This window comes from Pseudomonas sp. Marseille-Q1929, assembly GCF_017316265.1.
Taxonomy (GTDB): domain Bacteria; phylum Pseudomonadota; class Gammaproteobacteria; order Pseudomonadales; family Pseudomonadaceae; genus Aquipseudomonas.
This window is the reverse complement of sequence record NZ_JAFLWU010000004.1, coordinates 55614-79796: the sequence shown is the minus strand read 5'-3', so window position 1 is coordinate 79796 and position 24183 is coordinate 55614. Positions and strand designations below refer to the sequence as shown.

Below are 24183 nucleotides of genomic sequence, written 5' to 3'. Positions count from 1 at the left end.
GCACGCCGCTTAAAATCCCGGTTCTCCTCTTGGACGCCGGGCCCCCCATGGATCTTCGCCAACTGCGCTATTTCATCGCGCTCAACGAGCACCGCAGTTTCGTGCGCGCCGCCGACGCCATGGGCATCACGCAACCGGCGTTCAGCCGCAGCATCCAGGGTCTGGAGCAAGAGTTCGGCTGCGTGCTGGTGGACCGCGCCCACAAAGAGCTGCGCCCGACCCCGGAAGGCCAGGTGGTGCTGCAACATGCCCTGAGCCTGGTGCAAGGCGCGGCATTGCTAAGCCACGAAGTCACGCGCATGACCAAGCTCGACGCCGGCGAAGTGCGCTTGGGTTGCGACGTGGTGGCGGCGGTCAACCTGCTGCCCCAGGCCCTGGCGCGGTTTGTCAGTGCCTACCCCAAGGTGCGCAGTGCCTTGCAGGTGGATAACTGGGAACGGCTCGGGCGCAGCCTGAGCCGCGAAGAGATCGAATTTTTTATCGCCGATGTGCGCCACTTCGAGGCCGACCCGAACTTCCAGACCCAGGCCCTGACGCCCCGACGCAGCGTGTTTTTCTGCCGTGCCGGGCACCCGCTGCTGGCCAAGGACAGCCTGTCCACCAACGACCTGTTCGGCTACCCGCTGGCCACGCCGTTGATCGCGCCGGGCATTCGCAAGCTGTTGGCAAACCTCAGTGGGCGCATCGACTTTGCCCCCGCCATCGAGTTGGAACAGTTCGCCGCGCTGGCGAGCATCGTGCGCCAGTCCGATGCGATTGGCCTGGGCGCCAGAGAAGCCTTCGTCGATGACTTCGCCAGCGGCGCGTTGCAGGTGCTGCACTGGCGCAACCTGCCCCACGCCCTCGACAGCTTGAGCAACCGCTGCGGGATCATCAGCCGCGCTGGGGCGCGCTTGTCGCCTGCGGCGAAGGCGTTGATCGAGACGTTGCTGGCGGTGGAAAACCAAGCCGATTGGCCCGCGCAAACGTCCCAAAGTCATTGAAGCGTACGCCCATCTGCGCCATCACCTTGTGCGCCACCTTGGCGGTCATCTGGCGGATGTAGAACGGCTCCTTCACCACAAAATGGTGGATGCCATGGGTGCTGCCAAAGTTGAAGCAGAACGCCTGCAACGGCCACAGCCACCACGGGTTCAATACCTGGGTCTGCTGGATCACATTGCCCAGTTCCACATCGCCGTAGTAGTGCATGTTTGAGCTGACAAAGTGCAGGCAAAAGGTGCGCAGCACATTGGGGCCGATGATCACCACGGCGGCGATGTCGATCACCTGCATCATCTGCAAGGTGCTGGCTGACCACTCGATGGGCGCGCCCAGCAGGCTGGCGATGCCATTGGCCGCGTGGAAACCGAGGAACACGTACCATGCGCCCCAATGCAGCAGCGCCAGCGGCGCGTACACCAGCAGCGAGCGCTTGAGGATGCTGAGCTTGTGCTTCCAGGTCTTGGCCCGCAGCAGGCGAATAAACGCCGACATGACGTTGTCGCCGACCATCAACAACCGCGCAAAACCCCAGGGCTCGCCGTTGGTGATGGCGCGTTCTTCCATGTCCGTCTCGGTGCCGGAGACCTTGTGATGGTTGAGGTGCAGGTGGCGGCGAATCCACGGGTTGATCGTGCTCGGCCGCGCCAGCCACACCAGGCCCATCATCAGGTGGTGGGGGATGCGCTGCTTGCGAAAGTACATGCTGTGGATCAGGTCGTGTTCCAGCTCGTGGGTCAGCGAAGCCAGGAACGCGTTGATCAACAGGCACGCCCACCAGGCCATATGACCCGTGATGTAGAGCGCTGCCGAGCCCAGCATGCCGAGCAACGCAAACGCCAGGATGCCCGCGCCCAGCGCGTCCTGATGCAGCAGCCACGGGTGCTGCTGGCGCAGGCGTACGCCTTCGGCCAGCACCACTTCACGGATATGCGCCGAACGCTGTTGCGCGTTCATCTGCTGGGGACTTGCAGAAGTACCGTCCATGCTTCCATCCTCTGGTTATTGATGCGTCCATCCTGCCCCACGCGATCTGGCAGGGCGCTAGCCCCGGACGCCAACCTGTTGACCGCAAGCGCCAATCGCCATGACCGAACCCACCTCCCTCGCCAGCTGGACCCGCGCCCTGCGCAAGCAGCTCGACGCCCTCGGCCTCGACAGCGCCGCACTGTGCGTGCAAGCCGGGCTCGACCCGCAGCAGATGGACGACCCCAATGCGCGCTACCCACTGTCGGCCACCACACGGTTGTGGGAGCTGGCGGTGCAGGCCAGCGGCGACCCGGCGATTGGCTTGCGGGTGTCGCGGTTTGTCAGCCCCACCACCTTTCATGCGTTGGGTTATGCGCTGGTGGCCAGCGGCAGTTTGCGCGAGGTGTTCGAGCGCATCGTGCGTTATCACCAGGTGGTCAGCGATGCGCTGACCCTGGAGTTGAGTGGTGATGGCGAGCGCTATCGTTTTCGCCTGCTGCAACCCAGCGGCAGCCCGGCGCCGGCGTTCGAAGCCATTGATGCGTTTGCGGCGATTTATGTGCGTACGTGCCGCAATCGCCTGGGCCGGGACTACGCACCCTTAGCCGTTTACTTGCAGCGCCCCGAGCCGGCCGATCCCCAGCCCTGGCACACGGTGTTTCGCGCGCCGGTGTTTTTTGGCGCCGAGGAAGACCGCCTGGAATTCGCCGCCCAAGACTTCGACAGCCACCTCGACGACGCCAACCCCGAACTGGCCGAGCACAATGAAACCGTGCTCAAACGCACCCTTGCCCAGCTGCAACCGCTGACCTGGGAGCGCAAGGTGCGCCGGGTGATCGAAGCGCAATTGCCCGACGGCGAGCCGAGTGCGGAACGGGTCGCCCAGGCGTTGCACTTGAGTTTGCGCAGTTTGCAGCGGCATCTGGCGGACGAAGGCTGCCGGTTTGATGCGTTGCTCAATGAGTGCCGGGAGAATTTGGCGTTGCTGCATTTGCGCGATCCGCAGTGTTCGTTGGCGGAGATCAGTCATTTGCTGGGGTTTGCTGATACGAGCAGTTTTAGCCGGGCGTTCAAGCGGTGGACGGGGGTGACGCCGGGGCAGTTTCGGGAGGGGTTGAGGTAGATTTGTGGGGTTTTTGAGGGCCTCTTCGCGAGCAAGCCCGCTCCCACATTTGACTGCATTCCAAAGTTGGAACTCGATCAAATGTGGGAGCGGGCTTGCTCGCGAAGGCGTCAGATCAGTCACCGCCCACGATCACGCCGTAACACTTTCCTCACCCGCGCCACCAACGCCTTGGCCTCAAACGGCTTGAGCAAGTAGTCATCCTCATGCAATTCCAACCCACGCAGCCGGTCTTCAATGCCGCCGGGCGTTGTCAGGAACAACAGCGGCGTGTCGCCTTTCTGGCGAATCGCTTGCTGCAACTTCCAGGCATTCAGCCCGGGCAGCATCACATCGAGTATCACCAGGTCGTACTCGCCGTCCTCGACCAGACGCTGGGCCGCCATGCCATTGGCCGCGACTTCCACGCTGTAGCTGGCCTCGTTCAAGCCCTGGGCCATCCGCTGTGCCTCGTCGGATTCATGTTCCACTAACAGCACGCGCATAAGACACCTCGATTGATCAGGCCAGCAGGCTAACACCCTCGGGTGTGCGCCGCCTCCCGCAACCGCCCGGCGTCGAGAATTTCGATCTCGCCGTAGCCCAAACGCACAATGCCCTGGGCTTGCAGATCCTTGAGCAAGGCGTTGGTGGTCTGGCGCGACAGACTGAGCATCGCCGCCAGGTCTTCCTGGGGCAGTTGCACGATGCGCCGTGCGGGCTCGATGTCGCCGTGGCCGTCAATGATCATCAGCAAGCGGTGGGCCAGACGCACCGACGCCGGCATCAGGCGCATTTGTTCGAGGCCGATAAAGCTCAGGCGCAACTTCTGGCTCATCAACAACGCCAGGTCGCGCCAGTAGCGCGGGTTTTCGTCGAGGTCTTTCAACAGCGCCTGCTGCGGCACCTGCAACAGTGTGCACGGGCCGACGGCGCAGGCGTCGTGGGTGCGCGGCAGGCCGTCGAACAGGCAGATCTCGCCAAACCAGAAAGGCGGCTCCACCAGGCTCAATACCGCCTCCTTGCCGTGTTCATTGACCGCGCTGATGCGCAAGCTGCCATCGAGCACCGCATACAGGCCGCATGGCGGGTCGCCGCGCTTGAACAGGTATTGCCCCGCCGTCAGCTGGCGCAACCGGGCGTGGGCCAGCAAGCTAGTCTGAAACGGTGCGGGCAGGTGACTGAACCACTGGCCTGTCGCCAATTGCGAGTGCCATTGCGCTGCATCCATGGGAACTCCAAAGATTGTCGCCCAGCTGACAGTCAGGCAAAGGCTGACAGGGCATGATCAAACATCCTACAGGAGGAACAACAATGAAAAGCCTCGTCGATCACCTCAGCCAATACGCCGCCTACCATCGCGACCCGCGCAATATCGCCAGCCACTTTATCGGCATCCCGTTGATTGTGGTGGCGGTGGCGGTGCTGCTGTCGCGTCCCGAATGGCCGGCGGGCGCGCTGTGGATTTCTCCGGCGGTGCTGCTCGCGTTGTTTTCGGCGTGGTTTTACTTGCGCCTGGAACTGGCACTCGGCGTGTTGATGACGGTGCTGATGGGCTTGTCGGTGTGGGCCGGGCATGTGTTGGCGGCGCAGAGCACGCTGGTGTGGCTGGGCAGCGGGATTGGCATGTTTGTGGTGGGCTGGGTGATTCAGTTTGTCGGGCACTATTACGAGGGTAAAAAGCCCGCGTTTGTGGACGATGTGTCGGGGCTGATCGTCGGGCCGTTGTTTGTGGTGGCGGAGTTGGCGTTTCTCGTGGGGCTGCGCCATGACCTCAAGCAGCAGATCGAAGCACGCTCGGGGCCGGTGGCGCGCCGTGATCTAAAGCCTAGTGGGATTTAAATGTGGGAGCGGGCTCCCACAGTTTGATCCCATTCCACATTTGGCCGGGTGGTGGGTTCTTAAGCTTTTTGCCAGACCTTGGGTTTGAAGAACAGTGTCTCGCCGCGGGCCAGGCCGGTGAGGCTGTCGTGGTCTTTGACCACTTCGGCTTCGATCAGCTCGCTCTGGCCTTCCACTTTCAACGTCACGCGCGTGGTTGCACCCAACGGGCGGATATCGCGCACTTCGGCGGCGTGGTGGTCTTCCAGTTCATGGCGCGACAGCGACACTTCATGGGGGCGGAACAACACATGATTGTCTTCGCCCAGATGCAGGCGGTTCGAATCACCGAGGAAGTGATAGACGAAATCACTGGCCGGGTTTTCGTAGACTTCGCCCGGTGAGCCGATCTGTTCGATCACGCCCTTGTTCATCACCACAATGCGGTCGGCGACTTCCATGGCCTCTTCCTGGTCGTGGGTCACGAACACCGAGGTCAGGTTGATGTCTTCGTGCAGGCGGGCGAGCCAGCGGCGCAGTTCTTTACGCACCTTGGCGTCGAGGGCGCCGAACGGCTCATCCAGCAGCAGCACTTTCGGTTCCACCGCCAGGGCGCGGGCCAGGGCGATACGCTGGCGCTGGCCACCGGAGAGTTGTTCCGGGTAGCGGTCGGACAGCCAGTCCAGTTGCACCATGTTCAGCAGCTCGTGGACTTTGCTGGCGATCTGGCTTTCGCTCGGGCGCTGGTTCTTCGGCTTCATGCGCAGGCCAAAGGCGACGTTGTCGAACACGGTCATGTGGCGGAACAACGCGTAGTGCTGGAACACAAAGCCGACGTTGCGATCACGCACGTCATGGCCGGAGACGTCTTCACCGTGGAACACGATGCTGCCGTCATCCGGGGTTTCGAGGCCGGCGATGATGCGCAGCAAGGTGGTCTTGCCGCAGCCGGACGGGCCAAGCAACGCCACCAGCTCGCCACTCTGGATGTCCAGATTGATGCTGTTCAGGGCCTTGAAGGCGTTGAAGTTCTTGCTGACATTACGGACTTCGATCGACATGACTTATTCCTCACCGGCACTGTTGCGCAGGCGGTTGATACGGTTCTCGCTCCACTGCTTGAGCAGCAGGATGAAGAGCGCCAGGATCAGCAGCAGGCTGGCCACCGCAAACGCGGCGACGTGGTTATATTCGTTGTAGAGAATCTCGACGTGCAGCGGCAGGGTATTGGTGACGCCGCGAATGTGGCCGGACACCACCGACACCGCACCAAACTCACCCATGGCCCGTGCGGTACACAGCACCACGCCGTAGATCAGGCCCCATTTGATATTCGGCACGGTGACGTGCCAGAACATCTGCCAGCCATTCGCACCCAACAGGCGCGCGGCTTCTTCTTCCTGGGTGCCCTGCTCTTGCATCAGCGGGATCAGTTCACGGGCCACGAACGGCACGGTGACGAAGATGGTCGCCAGCACAATGCCGGGCAAGGCGAACACGATCTGGATGTCATGGTCCTGCAACCACGGGCCAAAGAAGCCCTGGGCGCCGAACATCAGCACGTAGACCAGGCCGGCGATCACCGGCGACACCGAGAACGGCAGGTCGATCAGCGTGACCAGGATGCTCTTGCCACGGAACGAGTATTTGCTCACGCACCAGGCAGCGCTGACACCGAACACCACGTTGAGCGGCACCGAAATCGCCACAGCGATCACCGTGAGTTTCAACGCCGACAGCGCGTCGGGTTCGAGGATCGCGGTGAAGAACGCGCCGAGGCCGTTCTTCAGGCCCTGGGTCACCACGATCAACAGCGGCAACAGCAGGAACAGCGCAAACACCAGCCAGCCGAGGCTGATCAGGATACGTCGCGACACCGCACTGCCACGCCGGGCAGCGTTGGCCGAGGACGCGGCGGAAATAGACGATTGGGACATGTTCCGCGCCTCCTTATGGACGTTCGATGCGCCGCTGCAACAAGTTGATCAGCAGCAGCAGGACAAAGGAAACCACCAGCATCAGCACACCGATGGAGGTGGCGCCGCGGTAGTCGTATTGGTCGAGCTTGACCATGATCAGCAGCGGCAGGATCTCGGTTTTCATCGGCATGTTGCCGGCGATGAAGATCACCGAACCGTACTCACCGACGCCACGGGCAAACGCCAGGGCAAAGCCGGTGAGCCAGGCGGGCAGCAACGCGGGCACAAGGATGTAGCGGAACACCTGCAACGGCTTGGCGCCCAGGCAGGCGGCGGCTTCTTCGATTTCCCGGGGGATATCGGCCAGTACCGGCTGCACCGTGCGCACCACGAATGGCAGCGTGACAAAGGTCAGCGCCAGGGTGATGCCCAGCGGGGTGTAGGCGATCTTGAAGCCCAGGTCGGCGGCAAACTGGCCGACAAAACCATTAGGCGTATACAAGGCGGTCAGTGCGATACCCGCCACGGCGGTGGGCAAGGCGAACGGCAGGTCGATCATCGCATCGATGATCTTGCGGCCGGGGAAGGTGTAGCGCACCAGCACCCAGGCCAGCAGTGTGCCGATCACGCCGTTGATCAGCGCGGCGTACAACGCGGTGCTGAAGCTCAGCTTCAAGGCCGCCAGTACGCGCGGGGCGGAGATGATGTTCCAGAACTGATCCCAGGTAAGTTGAGCGGCGTGTACAAACATCGCCGCGAGGGGGATGAGTACGATCAGGCTGAGGTACACCACGGTGTAGCCCAGCGTCAGCCCGAAGCCGGGTATGACGGGGGAGATACGACGCGACATAAGAGTCCTTGGTTAGGGGAACTGACACACAAAACCCGCAGGTGAATGCGGGCTCTGTGGGCGGGTTGCTGCTCGGCTTACTGCGCCGTGTAGATCTGGTCGAACACGCCACCGTCGTTAAAGAATTTCGGTTGGGCAGTTTTCCAGCCGCCGAAGTCTTTGTCGATAGTCACCAGGTCCAGTTTCGGGAACTGTTGGGCGTATTTGGCGGCAACTTTCGCATCGCGTGGGCGGTAGAAGTTCTTCGCCGCAATCTCCTGGCCAGCCGGGCTGTACAGGTGTTTCAGGTATTCAGTGGCGATTTCGGTGTTGCCCTTTTTCTCGGCGTTCTTGTCGACTACGGCCACTGGCGGCTCGGCGAGGATCGACAGGGACGGCACGACGATGTCGAACTTGTCGGCGCCGCCGTCTTCCTTCAACGCCAGGAAGGCTTCGTTTTCCCAGGCCAGCAACACGTCACCCTGACCGTTGTTGACAAAGGTGATGGTCGAACCGCGTGCGCCGGTGTCCAGCACTGGCACGTGCTTGAACAGCGCTTGAACGTATTCCTGGGCCTTGGCTTCGCTGCCGCCAGCCTTGAGGCCGTAGGCCCAGGCGGCAAGGAAGTTCCAGCGGGCGCCGCCGGAGGTTTTCGGGTTCGGGGTGATGACCGAAACGTCTTTCTTGATCAGGTCGCCCCAATCCTTGATGCCTTTAGGGTTGCCCTTGCGCACCAGGAACACGATGGTCGAGGTGTACGGGGTGCTGGCGTCCGGCAGGCGGGTCTGCCAGTTTTCCGGGAGGGTCTTGCCCAACTTGGCGATTTCGTCGATGTCGCCGGCCAGGGCCAGGGTCACCACGTCGGCGCGCAGGCCGTCGATCACGGCGCGGCCTTGCTTGCCCGAACCACCGTGGGATTGCTGGATTTTCACGTTGTCGCCGGGGTGGGACTGTTTCCAGAAATTGGTGAACTCAGCGTTGTAGTCCTGGTACAGCTCACGGGTCGGGTCGTACGAGACGTTGAGCAACTCGTAGTCCTTGGCAACGGCGGAACCTGCAAACACGGCGCTGGCCAGGGCGGCCAGGGCGTAACGGCGAATCGACGACATAGAAGCTCCTGAAAATTCTGGGTGTTGGCTTTTTCTTATAAGTGCGGGTCTAGCATGCGAATCGCCGTGACTGCTTAGCTCGGTTTGTTACCCGGGTTCTGCAGGCGAAATTTTTCTTTGCGTTCGATCTGGACCACTTGCGCGTTATGCACGGTGATTTCCACTGCGCCAAAGCGCAGGTCGCGCAATGCGCTCTGGATCTCACGCAAAATGGCTGCTTCGTCCTGGCCGTCGACGCTACGTAGAGATGCGCTCATGGTCTCGCTCCTGAAATAAAGAGTGCCTTGCAGTGGCGGCACTGCGGGTGGCGTGAGAGCGATAGTAGATAAGCGCGGATATTCTTAAAAATACTATTTAAGAATGTTTATATAACCAGAAAGAATTTTCTGGTGGGACGTGGGGTTGCGTGCGGGTTTTATGCCCGCACGCTGAAATAAAGCCTTATTAAGATCCAAATGTGGGAGCTGGCTTGCCTGCGATAGCGGTGTGTCAGCCAGCACATCACTGGCTGATCGACCGCTATCGCAGGCAAGCCAGCTCCCACATTTTTGGCCACATTTCAATTCTGGATTGGCGGGGCTCGGTTCCAGTCGATTTCACTCGCCGGCACTGGCCGGCCAAACCAGTAGCCCTGGCCCAGGTCGCACTCATGCTCCAACAGGAACCGCGCCTGCTCCACCTGCTCGATGCCTTCGGCGTGCACCTGCATGCCCATGCTTTTCGCCAGGGCGATGACCACGCGCACGATGGCGGCGTCGTCTTCGTCCCACGGCAAGCCGGCGACAAAGCCCTGGTCGATCTTGAGTTTCTGCACCGGCAGGCGTTTGAGGCGAAGCAGTGAAGAATAACCGGTGCCAAAGTCGTCGATGGCCAGGCGCAAGCCCAGTTCGCGCAGGCGGTGCAGTTGCTCCAGGGCGGCTTCGGGGTCGTCCATCACCGCGCTTTCGGTGACTTCCAATTCAAGGAAAGCCGGGTCCAGGCCGGTGTCGTGCAGCACCTGGGCGACTTGCTCGTACAGCTCACGCCGGGCAAACAGACGGCTGGAGACGTTGACCGCGATAAAATTCAGCGCCACGCCCTGCGCCAGCCATTGGCCCATCTGGCGGCACGACTGGTCCAGCACCCAGGCGTCGATGTCGGCGATCAACCCGGTGCGCTCGGCGATGGGGATGAAATCCCCCGGCGGCACCAGGCCACGCTCCGGGTGTTCCCAACGCACCAGTGCCTCGACGCCGATCAGGCGGCTGTCTTGCAGGTCGTGCACGGGCTGGTAGTAGACGCGCAGTTCGTGCTGGTCGAGGGCGCGGCGCAGTTCGCTGGCGATTTCCACGCGGTTTTGCGCGTGGGCGGTGAGTTCTTCGGTGTACAGCGCGTAACCTTCGCGCCCGGCACTCTTGGCCTTGAACAGCGCGGAGTCCGCGTTGCGCAGCAGTTGTTCGGCGCTCAAGGCATCGCTGGGGAACAGGCTGATGCCGACGCTGGCGCTGATAAACAGTTGGTGGCCGTCAAAGATGAACGGTTGTTTCATCGCGTCCAGCATGCGTTGCGCCAGGCCGGCGGCTTGCACCACCTGTGGACAACTTTCCGCCAGCACGGCGAACTCGTCGCCGCCCAGGCGCGCCAGGGTCACGCCGGGGCCGAACAGCGCCTTGAGCCGCTCGCCCACCAGCTTGAGCAGTTGGTCGCCGACGTTATGGCCGAGGCTGTCGTTGATGATCTTGAAGTGGTCCAGGTCCAGCAGCAGCAAGGCACAGCCGCGCTTGTGCACTTGCGCCGAGGCCAGCGCCTGCTCGGCGCGGTCGGTGAACAGCAGGCGGTTGGGCAGGTCGGTCAACGGGTCGTGGTGCGCGAGGTGCGCCAGTTCGTGCTCGGAATGCTTGATGGCGGTGATGTCGGAGAACACCGCGACGTAGTGGCTGACGTGGCCGAGATCATCCTGCACGGCGCGGATGGTTTGCCACTGTGGATAAATCTCGCCGCTCTTGCGCCGGTTCCAGATTTCCCCGCTCCATTCGCCGGTACGCCCCAGGGCCTGGAACATCTGTTGATAAAAACCCGATGAATGGCGCCCGGACTTGAACAGGCTCGGCTGCTGGCCCATGACGTCTTCGCGCCGGTAGCCAGTGATCTCCATAAACGCCCGGTTCACATGCACGATCAGACCCATGGCGTCGGTGACCAGCACGCCTTCGCGGGTGCAGTCGAACACGGCGGCAGCCTGGCGCAGGCGCTCGCGGTTTTCCTTCAAGGGTTGGGCCAGCCGGTGGGCCCGGTCGAACCGCGCGCAGATCAGGTAAATGGCCAACGCGCTGAGGGCCACCCACACATAGCCGCGCACCTGAAACCAGTGACCCAAGTCCCTCGGTTCATCGAGAAAGTTGATCAATACCTGGTTGCTGAGCTGGAGCCAGACAATGGACACCAGCAGGTATACCAGCCCAACACGCAGGGCACCTCGGTATGAAAGCAGCATATGCTCAGTAATCCTTACTAAAAAAACAGAATCGCCCTACAAAGGCTGCGGATTATAGAATAAGAAACATCCCGTCACTCCTATCTGAAAGGGTGGCTGGTTTTCTCTGTAGGCTTAGTGATAATGCGTGAGCTGTTTTTTTCTTTATCTGAGGGCCATACAGCCTATGTGGTACAACGGTTTTCTTGACCTGTCAGCCTGGCAACTGGTGGCAGTCACTCTGTTGATGACCCACGTGACCATCGTTGGGGTCACCGTCTATCTGCACCGCTATTCAGCCCATCGTTCCCTGGAACTCAATGCTGGCCTGAAACACTTCTTCCGCTTCTGGCTGTGGCTGACCACGGCGCAGAACACCCGCGAGTGGACCGCCATCCACCGTAAACACCACGCCAAATGCGAAACCGTCGATGACCCGCACAGCCCGGTGATCAAAGGCCTGTCCACCGTATTGCGCAAAGGTGCCGAACTGTACCGCGCCGAAGCGGAAAACCCCGAGACCTTGCGCATCTACGGCAAAAACTGCCCGGACGACTGGGTCGAACGCAAGGTCTACACCCCCTACCCGCTGCTCGGCGTGGCGATCATGGGCGTGATCGACCTGCTGCTGTTCGGCACCATCGGCATCACCATCTGGGCGATCCAGATGATGTGGATCCCGTTCTGGGCCGCCGGCGTGATCAACGGCCTGGGCCATGCCGTGGGCTATCGCAACTTCGAATGCCGTGACGCGGCGACCAACCTGGTGCCGTGGGGCATCATCGTCGGTGGCGAAGAGCTGCACAACAACCATCACACCTACCCTAACTCCGCCAAGCTGTCGGTGAAGAAGTGGGAGTTCGACCTGGGCTGGGCCTGGATCAAGGTGTTCAGCTGGCTGCGCCTGGCCAAGGTGCAGCGCGTGGCGCCGATTGCCCACCGCGTCGAGGGCAAGGGCCACCTGGACATGGACACCGCGATGGCGATCCTCAACAACCGCTTCCAGATCATGGCCCAGTACCGCAAGCTGGTGATCGGCCCGCTGGTCAAGCAAGAGCTGGAGAAGGTCGATCACTCGGTGCGCCACCAGTTCCACCGCGCCAAGCGCTTGCTGTCGCGGGAGACCAGCCTGCTGGATGAGCGCCATCACCTGCGCATCCAGAGCATGCTGGAGCACAGCCACGCGTTGAAAGTGATTTATGAAAAGCGCCTGGCACTGCAACAGATCTGGCTCAAGACCAGCACCAATGGCCACGATATGCTCGCTGCCATCAAGGAATGGGTGCATGAGGCCGAGGCCAGCGGCATCCAGTCCCTGCGCGACTTTGCCCACCAATTGAAGACCTATTCCCTGCGTCCTGCAGCGGTCTGAGCCTACGGTGGGAGGGCTTGCCCTCCCACCCACCGGCTTTTTGGCGCCATTTCTCGGACACCGTCAATCGCGCCCGATGACGGAACTTCACTGCAATTCCCCTCTCTCAATGAACACTTCGCCATCATGGTGGCCCCTTGTTGTGACCGCTGTTCCATCCTGCGGCGCGCCCAGAGAGAGTTGTGCCGATGGTTCACGAAAAGCCCTACCAGCCCGATCCCCCCAGCGCCGAGCACCCGCGCCCCGCAGCGGCGGCGACGCTGCTGGCGCTGATGCACGCCCAGGGCGAAGTCGAGCGGCTGAGCGAGCGCGAACAGTTGCTCAGTTCACTGTTGGTCAGCGTGAACGCCGTGCTGTGGGCCATCGATTGGCAAACGCGCCGCGTGCTCTACGTGAGCCCGGCCTACGAGCGGGTATTCGGGCGCTCGGCTGGCGCGCTGCTCGCCGACCACCGCGAATGGCGCAACAGCATTCACCCCGAAGACCTCGACTACGCCGAACACAGCCTCGCCCGCGTGCTGGAACAGGGCGCCGTGGAAGACCGCGAGTACCGCATCATCACCGCTGACGGGCAGATCCGCTGGCTCAGCGACAAGTGCTACATCAACCAACAGGTCGAACCTGGCGAGCCAGTGATCGTGGTCGGCATGGCCGAAGACATCACCGAGAAAAAGCAGCTGGAACTGGAGCTGCATCGCCTCGCCACCACCGACGTGCTGACCCAGAGCAGCAACCGCCGGCATTTCTTCGAATGCGCCAACCAGGCATTCGACAGCGCCTGCGCCCAAGGCGCGCCTTTGGCGTTCCTGTTGCTGGACATCGATGACTTCAAGGACGTCAACGACTCCTACGGCCATTTGGAGGGCGACCAGGTGCTGCGGCGTATCGCCGAGAGCGGTCGCGGGGTATTGCGCCGTGGCGACCTGTTCGGGCGCATTGGCGGCGAAGAATTCGCCGCCGTCCTGCCCGGTTGTGCGCCAGAGATGGCGTTGCAGGTGGCTGAGCGGCTGGGCAAGGAGATCCAGGCGTTGAGTTTCAGCTATGAAGGCTTGGCGTTTACGGTGACGGTGAGTCAGGGGTTGGCCAGCCTGAGCGAGGAAGACTCCACCCTCGACAGCCTGTTCGCCCGCGCGGATGCGGCGATGTATGAGGCCAAGCGGCTGGGCAAGAATCGCGTCGTCGCCAGTTAGACACAGATCCAAATGTGGAGCAGATCCAATGTGGGAGCGGGCTTGCCCGCGATGGCGGCGGATCAGTTAAAAATTTGCTGACTGACACGCCCTCATCGCGGGCAAGCCCGCTCCCACATTTGCATCTCACTGTTCTCTAGGCCTTGCGCACCCGCGTCAGCTCCGACAAACCCACCTTGAGCAATCGCGCAGTCTTGCCATTGGCCAGCGCCTCCAACCCTTCATGCTCGGTCAACCGCGCCATCTGCGCCGCCAGGTTCACCACCAGCGCATCCCGCGCATACACCCCGCCCTCCAGCGAGTAGATCGCCGCGATCAACTGGCGCAGTTCATGGGGCAAGCGCCAACGCGCACGCAACGCCGAACCGTAGGCGGCACCGAAGGTGTAGAGCGCTTCGCCAATCGCTTCGTCATCCAACTCGCCGCCGCCTTGGCGCCAGTCTTCCAGGCAGCGCAACAACGCCAGGTCGCCGAGCCGATGCAGGATGCCGGCGCTGTAGCAGCGCTCGTGATCCAACTCCAACATGCGTGCCAGGCGGCGCGCGTAGTCGGCGGTGTCCTGGGACAACTGCCAGTGACGCTCGGCATAGGCCACCAGCGCTGGATCCCCCAACACCACGTTGTGCTTGAGGGACAGCCCAAGGATCAGGTTCATGCTTTGCCCGGCAGCCAGCTTGTGCAACGCCGCTGGCAGGGTTTGCACCGGCGTGCCGTGATGGCCGGCGCTATTCGCGGCGGCAATCAGCACGGCGGTGATTTGCGGGTCCATGCGCACCTGGTCTTCCAGACGCTTGAGGTCCAGGCCCTCAGGGCCAAGGCTTTTTTGTACCGCGTCTTTCACATCCACGCGCAACGGTGCGCCGTCAGAGGCCTCGCGACGGCGCTCCAGGAACACCGGCAAGGTGATGCCCGGGGCCAGCGGCGGGATTTCGCAGTACACCGTTTCGCCTTCATTGAGCAGCAGGTCTTGCAGGCGCTGGGTCAGGCTTTCCATGTTCAGGGGTTTGGTCAGGTAGGCCGTGGGCGCCAGGGGCAGGGCTTCGCGCACACTGGCGCTGTCATTGCGACTGCTCAGCAGAATGAACGGCAGCGCAGGCGAGCGGCGCTGCTGGCGCACGCTGCGCAGCAGGCTCAGGCCATCGATGCCCGGCAACTCCCAATCGGCCAGGATCAGGTCGTAGGCTTTTTCCCGCAGCAAGGTAGCCGCTTGCTGACCATCGGCACACACGTCCAGCCGTGCGTCGCAGCGCACGTTTAACAACACTTGCTTGAGCAGGTCCCGCGACCAAGGGTCCGCTTCAGCAATCAACACGCGGGGTACAGCGGGTAAATCAACAGCAGTCATCCAGCACGCTCCATCGGCAATGCTTGCACCTTAGTCAATGGAGGCGGTTACGTACAATGAACCTGGGCTGAATGTGCTGTATCGGGCACAAAAAAACCCGCCGAAGCGGGTTTTTTCTGTCGATCAGCTCAGCTTTTGCTTACAGCTCTGCGAAGCACTCTTCGATGATCGCCAGGCCTTTGTCCAACTGCTCGTCCGGCGCGGTCAGCGGGACCAGTACGCGCAACACGTTGCCGTAGGTGCCGCAGCTCAGCAGGATCAGGCCCTTGTCACGCGCCTTGGCCACCACGGCAGCCACGGCCGCAGCGTTTGGCTTGTGGGTGTCGCCACCGTCGAACAGCTCGACGGCGATCATCGCGCCCAGGGCACGCACATCACCGATCACCGGGTACTTGGCCTGGATGGCTTTCAGGCCAGTGACCAGACGCTCGCCGACGGATTTGCAACGGTCCAGCAGGTGCTCTTCTTCGAACACTTCCATCACCGCCAGCGCAGCCGCGCACGCGATCGGGCTACCGGCGTAGGTGCCGCCCAGGCCACCAGGGGCGATGGCGTCCATGTATTCAGCCTTGCCGCACACACCGGCCAGCGGGAAGCCGCCGGCGATGGATTTGGCGAAGGTGGTCAGGTCGGCAGCAACGCCCATCTGTTCCATGGCGAAGAAGGTACCGGTACGGCCGGCGCCGGTTTGCACTTCGTCGGCGATCAGCAGGATGCCGTGCTTGTCGCACAGTTCGCGCAGGCGCTTCATGAAGGATTTCGGCGCGACGTAGAAACCGCCTTCGCCCTGCACCGGCTCGATGATGATGGCAGCGATGTCACGCGGCTCGGCATCGTTCTTGAAGATGCGTTCGATGCTGGCGATGGAATCGTCATCGCTCACACCGTGCAGTTCGTTCGGGTACAGCGCACGGAACACGCCGCCTGGCATCAGGCCCATGCCGGCCGAGTAAGGCACGACTTTGCCGGTGAGGCCCAGGGTCATCATGGTACGGCCGTGGTAGGCGCCGGTGAAGGCGATCACGCCGGCACGGCCAGTGGCGGCACGGGCGATCTTCACGGCGTTTTCAACGGCTTCGGAACCGGTGGTGACCAGCAGGGTTTTCTTGGCGAAGTCGCCAGGTACCTTGGCGTTCACTTTCTCGCACACTTCGACGTACGGCTCGTAGGCCAGGACCTGGAAGCAGGTGTGGGTCAGCTTGTTCAGCTGCTCGGTCACGGCCGCGATGATTTTCGGGTGCACGTGGCCGGTGTTCAGCACGGCGATACCGCCGGCGAAGTCGATGAACTCGCGACCTTCAACGTCGGTCACCGTGGCGTTCTTCGCGGATTCGGCGAAGATCGGGTGGATCTGGCCAACACCGCGCGGGACAGCGGCTTCGCGGCGTTTCATCAGGGATGCGTTGGTCTTGCTCATAAAGTCCTCATTCGCCACTCATCGGGTGGCGGGGTCCAAGGAATACGTGGCGGGGAGGCAACTGCGACAGCATGCGATGATCGACTGTCACAGCGTTCCCGGCCACTACGAATAACGTCTTGAAACACGCAAAGGGTCAGCGCTCTCGTGCCCTCTGCGTTCACTGCAATCTCTTACAGGGCTTAGATGCCCAGGCAGAGGTATTTGATTTCCAGGTAATCCTCGATCCCGTACTTGGAGCCTTCACGGCCCAGGCCCGAGGCCTTGATGCCGCCGAACGGCGCCACCTCGTTGGAGATCAACCCGGTGTTGACGCCGACCATGCCGTATTCCAGGGCTTCGGCCACACGGAACACACGGCCTAGGTCACGGGCGTAGAAGTAGGAAGCCAGGCCGAACTCGGTGTCGTTGGACATCGCGATCACTTCGGCTTCATCTTTGAAACGGAACAGCGGCGCCAGCGGGCCGAAGGTTTCTTCCTTCGCCACAGCGGCGTTTTTCGGCACGTTGGTGAGGATGGTCGGCTCGAAGAAGTTGCCTTCCATGACCTTGCCACCCGCCAGCAACGTCGCGCCTTTGCTCAAGGCATCGGCGATGTGTTCCTGGACCTTCGCCACGGCTTTTTCGTCGATCAGCGGGCCGGTGGTGGTGCCGTCTTCCAGACCGTTGCCGATCTTCAATTTGGCCACGGCCACTTTGAGTTTTTCGGCGAAGGCGTCGTACACCGAATCCTGGATGTACAGGCGGTTGGCGCAGACGCAGGTCTGGCCGTTGTTGCGGTACTTGGAGATGATCGCGCCTTCGACGGCCTTATCCAGGTCGGCGTCGTCGAACACGATGAACGGCGCGTTGCCGCCCAGCTCCAGGGAAACTTTCTTGATGTCCTTGGCGCATTCGGCCATCAGCTGGCGACCGATTTCGGTCGAGCCGGTGAAGGACAATTTACGCACGATCGGGTTGCTGGTCAGCTCGCCGCCGATGTCGCCAGCGCTGCCGGTGACCACACTCAGCACGCCTTTCGGGATACCGGCACGGTGCGCAAGTTCCACCAGGGCCAGGGCCGAGAATGGAGTTTGCGAAGCGGGCTTGATGACCATGGTGCAACCGGCGGCCAGGGCCGGGCCGGCTTTACGGGTGATCATCGCGGCCGGGAAGTTCCACGGGGTGATGGCAGCGGTCACGCCAATTGGCTGCTTGATCACGATCAGGCGCTTGTCGGGCTGATGGCCAGGAATCACATCGCCGTAGATGCGCTTGGCTTCTTCGGCGAACCACTCGATAAAGGAGGCAGCGTAGACGATTTCGCCCTTGGCTTCGGCCAGCGGCTTGCCTTGTTCGAGGGTCATCAGGCGCGCGAGGTCGTCCTGGTTTTCGATCAGCAATTCGAACCAACGGCGCAGCTTGTTCGCACGCTCCTTGGCGGTCAGCGCACGCCAGGCCGGCAAGGCGTTGTCGGCGGCTTCGATGGCGCGGCGGGTTTCCGCGGCGCCCATCTTTGGCACGGTGCCGAGAATCTCGCCCGTGGCAGGGTTGTTGACCTTGATGGTCTGACCGTTGTCCGCATCGACCCAAGCACCGTCGATAAAGGCTTGCTGGCGGAACAACTGGGCATCTTTAAGCTGCATGTCGGGTTTCCTTAACAGCACCGCGCGCACGCGGAGCGAATTAGAGTTGTTGAAAGGCGCCTTGTGGGCTGCCGTCAGGGAAATCAGCCCCAGCGCGCGGAATAAGTGAAGCGCACGCGGGAGACAGAGCGTTTGAAATCTCAAACGAATCCTAGGATCAATGGGGGTACAGGGCAATAGTCTGTTCGAAAAAAAGAACGAAAACGGCGCATTTGCCGAATCTTTCGGATCAGCGTGATTGGCCCCGGTTCCCACGCCTTGACCGGTGGCGCCCGGTTTAGGGCGCCAGCGCGCCGATTTCCTACGGTTCAGCGGCCAAAAACCAGCATGGACGCCCAAGGGCGACATGGGTATGATGTCGCCCGCACAAGCATCCGTAGCTCAGCTGGATAGAGTACTGCCCTCCGAAGGCAGGGGTCGTGGGTTCGAATCCCGCCGGGTGCACCACATAAAGACGAAAAAGCCCCAGGTCGAAAGACCTGGGGCTTTTTTTTGGGCGCTGGGAACCAGAGCCCTGGGGCGTTCCACAGATTGAAGATGCCAGCAATCGCTAGCACGTCTTCTTTGAACCTCCATTGGATAAATCCCATGTTGCCACTTAACAATCAGCTCCCTCCCAGCGTTCCAACTACCCTGTCTTCACCAACCCCTGTTAGCGACAAGGCCAATAATCATATTGAGTTAAATCAAGACCCTCTTAACCCGCAGATACAACAACAAATTTCCAATTTCCTGCAGGGCATGAAACCACCCCCCAGTCTGAATGCGATGCGGGATCAGGTACCCGATAATGTTTGGAAAAACAGTGACGGCGTAGCTTCCCGTGAACTGAGCGCGTTGCTCAATACGCCGATCGGCAAGGAAATGTCGCAAGAGCTCCAGAATAGATTCGGCAGCTCGACCTTCAATGCTTTGACGTGGGGGATGGCGGGTCTTGCCAGTATGATGGTCGATCAGAGCCAGGGGGCTAGCACCTATTCCATAGAAGGTTTTGACTGGGGAGCAGGAGACGACAACCCAGCCAACACTCTCGGACATCTAAAACAGTTTTTGGTCGAACAAGAGCAGACGACGCCTGAACTGGCTGGCGCTGTTGCCTACGTGCAACTGTGGAAATTCTCACCTGCATCCCTTCTGAGGAATATTCCTCCCTACGCAAATAAAACCAGCCTGGAGTGGGAGAAGGTATCGAACAAAGTAGACGAGCTTATGTCGAAACACCCATTGCAGACCCTGAGCATGACCTATGACGACGTGCTCGACCTTATAGACCCCACCCGCGTCGAAAAAAGGGTGACCGAGTTCTAAGCCAGCCTCGCGCCCGCCAGCATCGAGAGACTGGCGGGCCACAACTTGATGCAGACGCGATGTCGCGCACTCAAGGTTTTTTCAACGCTTCCAACCGCGCGGGCAAGTCTTCTGCGCGAAAACGCTCATGCAATATCAATAGCTTCTCATCCGCCGCCTTGGTCTGTCCTGCCTCACGCAGTCGCACAATTTCCTGCAACCCGTCTTCCAGCGACGGCAACGCCACCGGCGCACGCTTGCTGAGCTTCGCGCTGGACTCATCCGCCATCGAGCCCATCACTTGCGCGCTCTCGGCCCTGGGCGCAGCAGCCATGCGGGCCACCGGCGCGGGGGCGGACATCATAGGCGGTGGTGGGCTGGCGGCTTCTTCGTGGAGGGCAGAGAAGGTCGCGGTAGAAATTTCCGGCTGCGGCACGGGCGAGCGCGTAACCACGCCAACCATCAGCGCCAAACCAGCGACGGTGGCAAATGCCATTTGCCAGCGCGGCCGTTGGCAGGCGTGCAGCCAGCGTTGCCACAGGCTTGGCTGCGGCACCGGGGCTTCGCGGCGGGCGGTGGCGAGGATGAAGGCATCAAGGGACGCTGGTGGCTCGCCCGTGTGGTGTTGACGGTAGTGCTGGAGCAGCACGTCGTCGGCATCGGTAGTGTGTCGGGAGTCGGTCATGCGGGGATCTCCTCGGCCAGCAGGCGCCGCAGTTTCTGCTGGGCGTAGCGCAGGCGGCTTTTTACGGTTTCCAGCGGGGCCTTGGTCAGTGCGGCGATTTGCGGCACTTCGAGGTCGCCGTGCAGGCGCAGCAGGAAGACTTCGCGCTGGTCTTCGGGCAGGTCTTGCAGCGCGGCGTCGAGCCGTGCCTGGTCGCGGCTGAGGCTCAGTTGCTGCTCGGGGCCGGCGCTGTCGTCGGCCTGGGCATGCAGCTGCTCGTCGTAGCTGTCGTGCAGTGGGTTGTGGATGCCGTGCTTGCGCCAGTGGTCGATCAGGCGGTTGCGGGCAATCTGAAACAACCACGTACGAAAACTCGCCCGGCCCTGTGGCTGGGTGGTGCTACGGATCAGGCTGAGCCAGGTCTCCTGGTAGATTTCCTCGGCCAGTTCGGCTTTGTTGCTCAGGGACACGAGGAAGCGGTAGAGGCCCTGGCGGTGCCGGGCGTACAAGGCTTCGAACGCGGCGCTGTCGCCGGTTCGGTAGCGGGCCAGCAGCGATTCGTCGCTGGGTGTGTCTTCTGGAACGGCCATGTCGATGGCGAACTCCTTTCGATGGATCAATGCTTGAGGCTCTGCGCCAATTCCACCAGTTGCACAAACTCATGACGCAGCCCGAACGGGTCATCTCCACTGGCCGAGCGGGCCAGTGCAGCAGTGTCCTGCAAGCTCATGCTGCCAGTGTAGCGGCCATCGCCCTTGAGCTGTTGGGCGAAGGCTGCCACGGCCGCCGAGAAACGCAGGTCGTCGCTGGCCTGGGTGGATTCGTTGTGGATTGGCCGCTCAATCAACTCGCTGGCACCGCCTGCGGCAGGCTTGTAGCGCACACGCAACATTGCCAGTTCATCGGCTTTGTTTTGCACCTTGGACTCGGCAGCGTAGCGCAACGGTTCCAACCAGCCTTTCTCGCCCGTCGGGACGATTTCATACAGCGCCGTTACCGTATGCCCTGCCCCGATTTCACCCGCGTCGACCTTGTCGTTGTTGAAATCCTCACGCTTCAAGGCGCGGTTTTCATAGCCGAGCAAGCGATATTCGCTGACACGGGCCGGGTTGAATTCCACCTGCAATTTCACATCCCGCGCCACCACCGCCAGGGTCGAGCTGAGCTGGTCCACCAGCACCTTGCGGGCCTCACTCAGGTTGTCGATGTACGCGTAGTTGCCGTCACCGGCGTCGGCCAGTTGCTCCATCAGGTGTTCGTTGTAGTTATCCACACCGAAGCCCAGAGTGGTGAGGGAGACGCCGCTTTTACGCTGCTCAGCCGCCATCTGCTTGAGGCTGTCAAAGTCGCTGATGCCGACGTTGAAGTCACCGTCAGTGGCCAGCAGGATGCGGTTGATGCCCTTGTCGATAAACCCTTCGCGGGCCATCTGGTAGGCCAGTTCGATGCCGGACGCGCCCGCCGTTGAACCGCCAGCGGTGAGTTGGTCGATGGCATTGCGGATCTTCACCTTGTCCCGTCCGGACGTGGGCTTGAGTACCACACGGGATTCCCCGGCGTAGACCACCAATGAAACGCGGTCCTGCTCACGCAACTGATCCACCAGCAATTTCAGCGTACTTTTCACCAGCGGCAAGCCTTCGCGGCGGTCCATGGAGCCGGACACGTCCACCAGGAACACCAGGTTGGCCGGCGCCAGTTGCGCCACGGCGCGGTCGGAGGCCTTGATGCCGATACGCAGCAACTGGGTGTGAGGGTTCCACGGTGTGGCGGCCACTTCGGTGGTTACGCCAAAGGGTGAACCGTCGGTGGGCAGCGCGTAGTGGTAGGGGAAATAGTTGACCATTTCCTCCAGTCGTACAGCGCCTTCGGGCGGCAGGCTGCCTTGATTGAGGAAGCGTCTTACGTTGGCGTAGCTGCCGGTGTCGACATCAACACTGAAGGTTGAAACCGGCGTTTCGGCCACGCGATGCACCGGGTTGTCCGGCAGGTTTTCGTACTGTTCGCGGGGTTCACTGTGGTAGTCCATCGCCACGGACTCCTGCATCACCATTCGTGCGCTCATGGGGGCAGGCATCGGCATGCGTTTAACCAGCGCGCCTTGCACTGGAGCGCTTTGCAGCTCGGAGACCGGCGCGGCTTCGTCAGGCTTGGCCACATCGTGGGAAGAGGGCAACCCACAACCGGCCAGCGTGACCAGTAAGGTAACGGCAAAGCCCTGGGCAGCAGGACGCAGGAAGAGCAGAGGACGGGACATGGGCTGAACCTCGTGAATGAATGATCCGTTCACAAGGTCAGACGCAACGCGCTGGCTGTTCGGGTTAAACCGTTCGGCGGGACAGAAACACCTGCCCCGCCGAACCGTTCAATCAGTCAGTACCGTATTTCGGGTTACGCGGACCGTACAGGATCCCCGTGCGTTGCCCCGGCGACAGCAGGCGCGCACTGGTGATACCGGCAATCGGATGCGCCGCGTCAGTGGAGCTGTTGATCACCTGCTTGACCGCCGCCGTGATCAGCATGCCCACCAGGCCGCCGCCGTTGTTGTTGCCTTCCTCGCTGGAGGCCCGCGCCGAGCCGGTCCACAGGGTGGTGCCGGTGCGCAGGTCAACCAGTTTGGCCGAGGCCGTCACCGCTGTGTCGCTGGCGATCAGCATGTACTTGGTACCGTACTCGGTAACGGTGATATACAGCGCCGCGTCCGCACCAAAGATGTCATGCAGCTTGGTTGGCGGCAGCGCCTGGATATCGTTGGCGGTGGTCAGGCCGTTCTGGCGGAAGGTTTCGTCCACCAGGGCAATCGGCAACACGTAGTAGCCGGCTTCGGCCAACGGGTAGGTGACTTGCGACACCAGGCTGTAGGACGCCTGCACTTCCGGCGACTCATTGAGGGGCGGCAGGACCAGGATCGATTTGGGCCGTGCCTGTTTGTACGCCGTGTAATCCACGGTCTTGGGCGCGGCGCAACCGCCGAGCAACGCCAGGGCCAGCAAGGCGCCGGTGAGTTTTAACAGGCTCATTTAGTGGCGACTCCGGTCTTGGCGTTTTTCAGCAGAAAATCCATGTACGAGGCGGACTCGGGGAACAGGGCCTTCTCGGTGCGAAACTCCTGCACCATCTGGTCGTCCTTGCCCATGCTCAGGTACAGCATGCCCAGGTGCGCGTGGTAACCCGGCGGGGCTTTACGGCCACTGGCGTTGATCTTTTGCAGATCCCGTTCCAGCGCCTCGACCTGCGCTTCCTTGGGCTCGCCCTTGAAGTACTCGTAAACCTGCGGCTGGTAGCTTTCCCATTGATACAGGGGCTGGGGCGCCGTGTGGCACCCGGCGACTACTGCGCTTGCTGTCAGCATCAGCGCCAACTTCACTGCCTTGCTCATCCGTGTACTGCTCCTTGAGGTGTTGCTGATCAGTTGCGCGGGTTCCAGGCGCCGGCGTTGATGCCGTCTACCAAGCGGTTGATGGCTTCGCGCATGGCCAGGTCGAGGACCTTGCCATTGAGGGTGGAGTCGTAGCTGGCAGTGCCGCCGAAGCCGACCACTTCACGGTTGGACAGCGCGTATTCACCGGCGCCCTGGGTGGAATACACCACTTCGGAGGTACTGATGTTGACGATGTTCAACGCGACTTTGGCGTAGGCCACCTGGGTCTTGCCGCGGCCGAGGATGCCGAACAGCTGGCGGTCGCCGGTTTCTTTGCGGCCGAACTCGGTGACGTCACCGGTGACCACGTAGTCAGCGCCCTTGAGCTTCTGCACGGTGCCTTTGATCGCGGCTTCCTGGGAGATTTCGCCCATGTTGTCGCGGTCCAGCACGCTGAAGCGGTTGGTCTGCTGCAGGTGGGTGATCAGGATGGTCTTGGCCTGGCCGCCGAGGCGGTCAACGCCGTCGGAGAAGATGCCGCGCATGTAGCTGGAGCGGTTGTCGAACTTGCCCACGGCGATCGGTACACGCACGCCGTTGTAGACCACACCGGCGCTGGCGACTTTTTCCACCGGCAGAGCGCGATTGCTCTCGGTGGCGCAACCGGCCACGCCGAGCAGCGCTGCGGCGGTGAGGCCCGACAGCAGGATTTTGGACAGTGCTTTCACAGAGTGCTCCTA

General features: G+C 61.7%; 24 protein-coding genes and 1 tRNA gene. 7 read left to right on the top strand and 18 right to left on the bottom strand.

The genetic code is table 11. The features are described from left to right. Window positions 1-47: 47 nt before the first annotated feature. Window positions 48-983 (top strand): LysR family transcriptional regulator, encoded by a 936-nt coding sequence (locus tag J1G37_RS07825; protein WP_207040926.1) that lies wholly within the window; start codon window positions 48-50, stop codon window positions 981-983. On the opposite strand, the gene J1G37_RS07820 is transcribed toward J1G37_RS07825, so the two are convergent. Continuing rightward, window positions 874-1968, bottom strand: a complete 1095-nt coding sequence (locus tag J1G37_RS07820; protein WP_207040924.1) for a fatty acid desaturase — start codon at window positions 1966-1968, stop codon at window positions 874-876. The genes J1G37_RS07825 and J1G37_RS07820 overlap by 110 nt on opposite strands. Before the next feature lie 100 nt (window positions 1969-2068). Here J1G37_RS07820 and J1G37_RS07815 point away from each other — a divergent pair, with 100 nt between their 5' ends. After that, on the top strand, window positions 2069-3073 hold the full coding sequence (locus J1G37_RS07815) for an AraC family transcriptional regulator (protein WP_207040922.1): 1005 nt from the start codon (window positions 2069-2071) through the stop codon (window positions 3071-3073). Between the two features lie 119 nt (window positions 3074-3192). Here the strand turns inward: J1G37_RS07815 and J1G37_RS07810 are convergent, their stop codons facing one another. Then, a complete protein-coding gene (locus tag J1G37_RS07810; RefSeq protein ID WP_207040919.1) occupies window positions 3193-3558 on the bottom strand; it encodes a response regulator in 366 nt (121 codons plus the stop codon). Between the two features lie 29 nt (window positions 3559-3587). Then, window positions 3588-4283, bottom strand: coding sequence for a Crp/Fnr family transcriptional regulator (locus tag J1G37_RS07805; protein ID WP_207040917.1), 696 nt, complete (start codon window positions 4281-4283; stop codon window positions 3588-3590). 83 nt (window positions 4284-4366) lie between these two features. Between J1G37_RS07805 and J1G37_RS07800 the strand changes: the two genes are divergently transcribed. Next, entirely contained in the window at window positions 4367-4894 is a 528-nt protein-coding gene (locus J1G37_RS07800) for an Mpo1-like protein (protein ID WP_207040915.1), read from the top strand. Between the two features lie 59 nt (window positions 4895-4953). Here J1G37_RS07800 and J1G37_RS07795 read toward each other — a convergent pair whose 3' ends face one another. The 6 genes from J1G37_RS07795 to dibA form a co-directional block, all read right to left on the bottom strand. Continuing rightward, the gene (locus J1G37_RS07795; protein WP_017736171.1) at window positions 4954-5934 is read right to left on the bottom strand and encodes a sulfate ABC transporter ATP-binding protein; all 981 of its coding nucleotides are present in this window, start codon (window positions 5932-5934) and stop codon (window positions 4954-4956) included. A gap of 3 nt (window positions 5935-5937) precedes the next feature. After that, complete coding sequence (gene cysW / locus J1G37_RS07790; RefSeq protein WP_207040913.1) at window positions 5938-6810, bottom strand: sulfate ABC transporter permease subunit CysW; 873 nt, start codon at window positions 6808-6810, stop codon at window positions 5938-5940. 13 nt (window positions 6811-6823) lie between these two features. After that, entirely contained in the window at window positions 6824-7642 is an 819-nt protein-coding gene (cysT, locus tag J1G37_RS07785) for a sulfate ABC transporter permease subunit CysT (RefSeq protein WP_017736173.1), read from the bottom strand. 77 nt (window positions 7643-7719) lie between these two features. Beyond that, window positions 7720-8730 (bottom strand): sulfate ABC transporter substrate-binding protein, encoded by a 1011-nt coding sequence (locus J1G37_RS07780; protein ID WP_207040911.1) that lies wholly within the window; start codon window positions 8728-8730, stop codon window positions 7720-7722. Window positions 8731-8804: 74 nt separating this feature from the next. After that, window positions 8805-8987 (bottom strand): sulfur starvation response protein OscA, encoded by a 183-nt coding sequence (oscA, locus tag J1G37_RS07775; RefSeq protein ID WP_003170956.1) that lies wholly within the window; start codon window positions 8985-8987, stop codon window positions 8805-8807. A gap of 302 nt (window positions 8988-9289) precedes the next feature. Beyond that, window positions 9290-11203, bottom strand: a complete 1914-nt coding sequence (gene dibA / locus J1G37_RS07770) for a phosphodiesterase DibA (protein ID WP_207040909.1) — start codon at window positions 11201-11203, stop codon at window positions 9290-9292. A gap of 166 nt (window positions 11204-11369) precedes the next feature. Between dibA and desA the strand changes: the two genes are divergently transcribed. Next, complete coding sequence (gene desA / locus J1G37_RS07765) at window positions 11370-12554, top strand: delta-9 fatty acid desaturase DesA (RefSeq protein WP_207040908.1); 1185 nt, start codon at window positions 11370-11372, stop codon at window positions 12552-12554. Between the two features lie 188 nt (window positions 12555-12742). After that, window positions 12743-13744, top strand: coding sequence for a sensor domain-containing diguanylate cyclase (locus J1G37_RS07760; RefSeq protein WP_207040906.1), 1002 nt, complete (start codon window positions 12743-12745; stop codon window positions 13742-13744). A gap of 136 nt (window positions 13745-13880) precedes the next feature. On the opposite strand, the gene J1G37_RS07755 is transcribed toward J1G37_RS07760, so the two are convergent. From J1G37_RS07755 to gabD, 3 genes are all read right to left on the bottom strand, one after another. Next, a complete protein-coding gene (locus tag J1G37_RS07755) occupies window positions 13881-15089 on the bottom strand; it encodes an HDOD domain-containing protein (RefSeq protein WP_207040904.1) in 1209 nt (402 codons plus the stop codon). Between the two features lie 139 nt (window positions 15090-15228). Then, window positions 15229-16506, bottom strand: a complete 1278-nt coding sequence (gene gabT / locus J1G37_RS07750) for a 4-aminobutyrate--2-oxoglutarate transaminase (RefSeq protein ID WP_207040902.1) — start codon at window positions 16504-16506, stop codon at window positions 15229-15231. 182 nt (window positions 16507-16688) lie between these two features. Further along, a complete protein-coding gene (gene gabD / locus J1G37_RS07745; protein WP_207040900.1) occupies window positions 16689-18131 on the bottom strand; it encodes an NADP-dependent succinate-semialdehyde dehydrogenase in 1443 nt (480 codons plus the stop codon). A 370-nt stretch (window positions 18132-18501) separates the two neighbouring features. Here gabD and J1G37_RS07740 point away from each other — a divergent pair. Together J1G37_RS07740 and J1G37_RS07735 are read left to right on the top strand one after the other, a co-directional pair. Further along, window positions 18502-18578, top strand: a tRNA-Arg gene (locus J1G37_RS07740). 141 nt (window positions 18579-18719) lie between these two features. Beyond that, window positions 18720-19439, top strand: coding sequence for a hypothetical protein (locus tag J1G37_RS07735; RefSeq protein ID WP_207040898.1), 720 nt, complete (start codon window positions 18720-18722; stop codon window positions 19437-19439). Window positions 19440-19509: 70 nt separating this feature from the next. Here the strand turns inward: J1G37_RS07735 and J1G37_RS07730 are convergent, their stop codons facing one another. The 6 genes from J1G37_RS07730 to J1G37_RS07705 form a co-directional block, all read right to left on the bottom strand. Beyond that, entirely contained in the window at window positions 19510-20103 is a 594-nt protein-coding gene (locus tag J1G37_RS07730) for a hypothetical protein (protein WP_207040896.1), read from the bottom strand. After that, the gene (locus J1G37_RS07725) at window positions 20100-20672 is read right to left on the bottom strand and encodes an RNA polymerase sigma factor (RefSeq protein ID WP_207040895.1); all 573 of its coding nucleotides are present in this window, start codon (window positions 20670-20672) and stop codon (window positions 20100-20102) included. The genes J1G37_RS07730 and J1G37_RS07725 overlap by 4 nt, the downstream gene beginning before the upstream one ends. 26 nt (window positions 20673-20698) lie before the next feature. After that, on the bottom strand, window positions 20699-22339 hold the full coding sequence (locus tag J1G37_RS07720) for a VWA domain-containing protein (RefSeq protein ID WP_207040893.1): 1641 nt from the start codon (window positions 22337-22339) through the stop codon (window positions 20699-20701). 112 nt (window positions 22340-22451) lie between these two features. Then, a complete protein-coding gene (locus tag J1G37_RS07715) occupies window positions 22452-23102 on the bottom strand; it encodes a DUF799 domain-containing protein (RefSeq protein ID WP_207040891.1) in 651 nt (216 codons plus the stop codon). Further along, window positions 23099-23461: a DUF4810 domain-containing protein gene (locus tag J1G37_RS07710; protein ID WP_017739195.1), complete on the bottom strand. Its 363-nt coding sequence runs from the start codon at window positions 23459-23461 to the stop codon at window positions 23099-23101. Before J1G37_RS07710 ends, J1G37_RS07715 begins: the two co-directional genes overlap by 4 nt. A 29-nt stretch (window positions 23462-23490) precedes the next feature. Then, the gene (locus tag J1G37_RS07705) at window positions 23491-24171 is read right to left on the bottom strand and encodes a CsgG/HfaB family protein (protein ID WP_017739196.1); all 681 of its coding nucleotides are present in this window, start codon (window positions 24169-24171) and stop codon (window positions 23491-23493) included. Window positions 24172-24183: the final 12 nt, after the last annotated feature.

Bases quoted from the DNA above. Each gene is read 5' to 3' on its own strand.
- J1G37_RS07810 (WP_207040919.1), bottom strand. From the start codon at position 3,558: ATGCGCGTGCTGTTAGTGGAACATGAATCCGACGAGGCACAGCGGATG.
- J1G37_RS07780 (WP_207040911.1), bottom strand. From the start codon at position 8,730: ATGTCGTCGATTCGCCGTTACGCCCTGGCCGCCCTGGCCAGCGCCGTG.
- cysW (WP_207040913.1), bottom strand. From the start codon at position 6,810: ATGTCCCAATCGTCTATTTCCGCCGCGTCCTCGGCCAACGCTGCCCGG.
- J1G37_RS07720 (WP_207040893.1), bottom strand. From the start codon at position 22,339: ATGTCCCGTCCTCTGCTCTTCCTGCGTCCTGCTGCCCAGGGCTTTGCC.
- cysT (WP_017736173.1), bottom strand. From the start codon at position 7,642: ATGTCGCGTCGTATCTCCCCCGTCATACCCGGCTTCGGGCTGACGCTG.
- J1G37_RS07710 (WP_017739195.1), bottom strand. From the start codon at position 23,461: ATGAGCAAGGCAGTGAAGTTGGCGCTGATGCTGACAGCAAGCGCAGTA.
- J1G37_RS07825 (WP_207040926.1), top strand. From the start codon at position 48: ATGGATCTTCGCCAACTGCGCTATTTCATCGCGCTCAACGAGCACCGC.
- J1G37_RS07715 (WP_207040891.1), bottom strand. From the start codon at position 23,102: ATGAGCCTGTTAAAACTCACCGGCGCCTTGCTGGCCCTGGCGTTGCTC.
- J1G37_RS07800 (WP_207040915.1), top strand. From the start codon at position 4,367: ATGAAAAGCCTCGTCGATCACCTCAGCCAATACGCCGCCTACCATCGC.
- J1G37_RS07760 (WP_207040906.1), top strand. From the start codon at position 12,743: ATGGTTCACGAAAAGCCCTACCAGCCCGATCCCCCCAGCGCCGAGCAC.
- J1G37_RS07730 (WP_207040896.1), bottom strand. From the start codon at position 20,103: ATGACCGACTCCCGACACACTACCGATGCCGACGACGTGCTGCTCCAG.
- J1G37_RS07725 (WP_207040895.1), bottom strand. From the start codon at position 20,672: ATGGCCGTTCCAGAAGACACACCCAGCGACGAATCGCTGCTGGCCCGC.
- desA (WP_207040908.1), top strand. From the start codon at position 11,370: ATGTGGTACAACGGTTTTCTTGACCTGTCAGCCTGGCAACTGGTGGCA.
- J1G37_RS07805 (WP_207040917.1), bottom strand. From the start codon at position 4,283: ATGGATGCAGCGCAATGGCACTCGCAATTGGCGACAGGCCAGTGGTTC.
- J1G37_RS07820 (WP_207040924.1), bottom strand. From the start codon at position 1,968: ATGGACGGTACTTCTGCAAGTCCCCAGCAGATGAACGCGCAACAGCGT.
- J1G37_RS07795 (WP_017736171.1), bottom strand. From the start codon at position 5,934: ATGTCGATCGAAGTCCGTAATGTCAGCAAGAACTTCAACGCCTTCAAG.
- dibA (WP_207040909.1), bottom strand. From the start codon at position 11,203: ATGCTGCTTTCATACCGAGGTGCCCTGCGTGTTGGGCTGGTATACCTG.
- J1G37_RS07815 (WP_207040922.1), top strand. From the start codon at position 2,069: ATGACCGAACCCACCTCCCTCGCCAGCTGGACCCGCGCCCTGCGCAAG.
- J1G37_RS07755 (WP_207040904.1), bottom strand. From the start codon at position 15,089: ATGACTGCTGTTGATTTACCCGCTGTACCCCGCGTGTTGATTGCTGAA.
- oscA (WP_003170956.1), bottom strand. From the start codon at position 8,987: ATGAGCGCATCTCTACGTAGCGTCGACGGCCAGGACGAAGCAGCCATT.
- gabT (WP_207040902.1), bottom strand. From the start codon at position 16,506: ATGAGCAAGACCAACGCATCCCTGATGAAACGCCGCGAAGCCGCTGTC.
- gabD (WP_207040900.1), bottom strand. From the start codon at position 18,131: ATGCAGCTTAAAGATGCCCAGTTGTTCCGCCAGCAAGCCTTTATCGAC.
- J1G37_RS07735 (WP_207040898.1), top strand. From the start codon at position 18,720: ATGTTGCCACTTAACAATCAGCTCCCTCCCAGCGTTCCAACTACCCTG.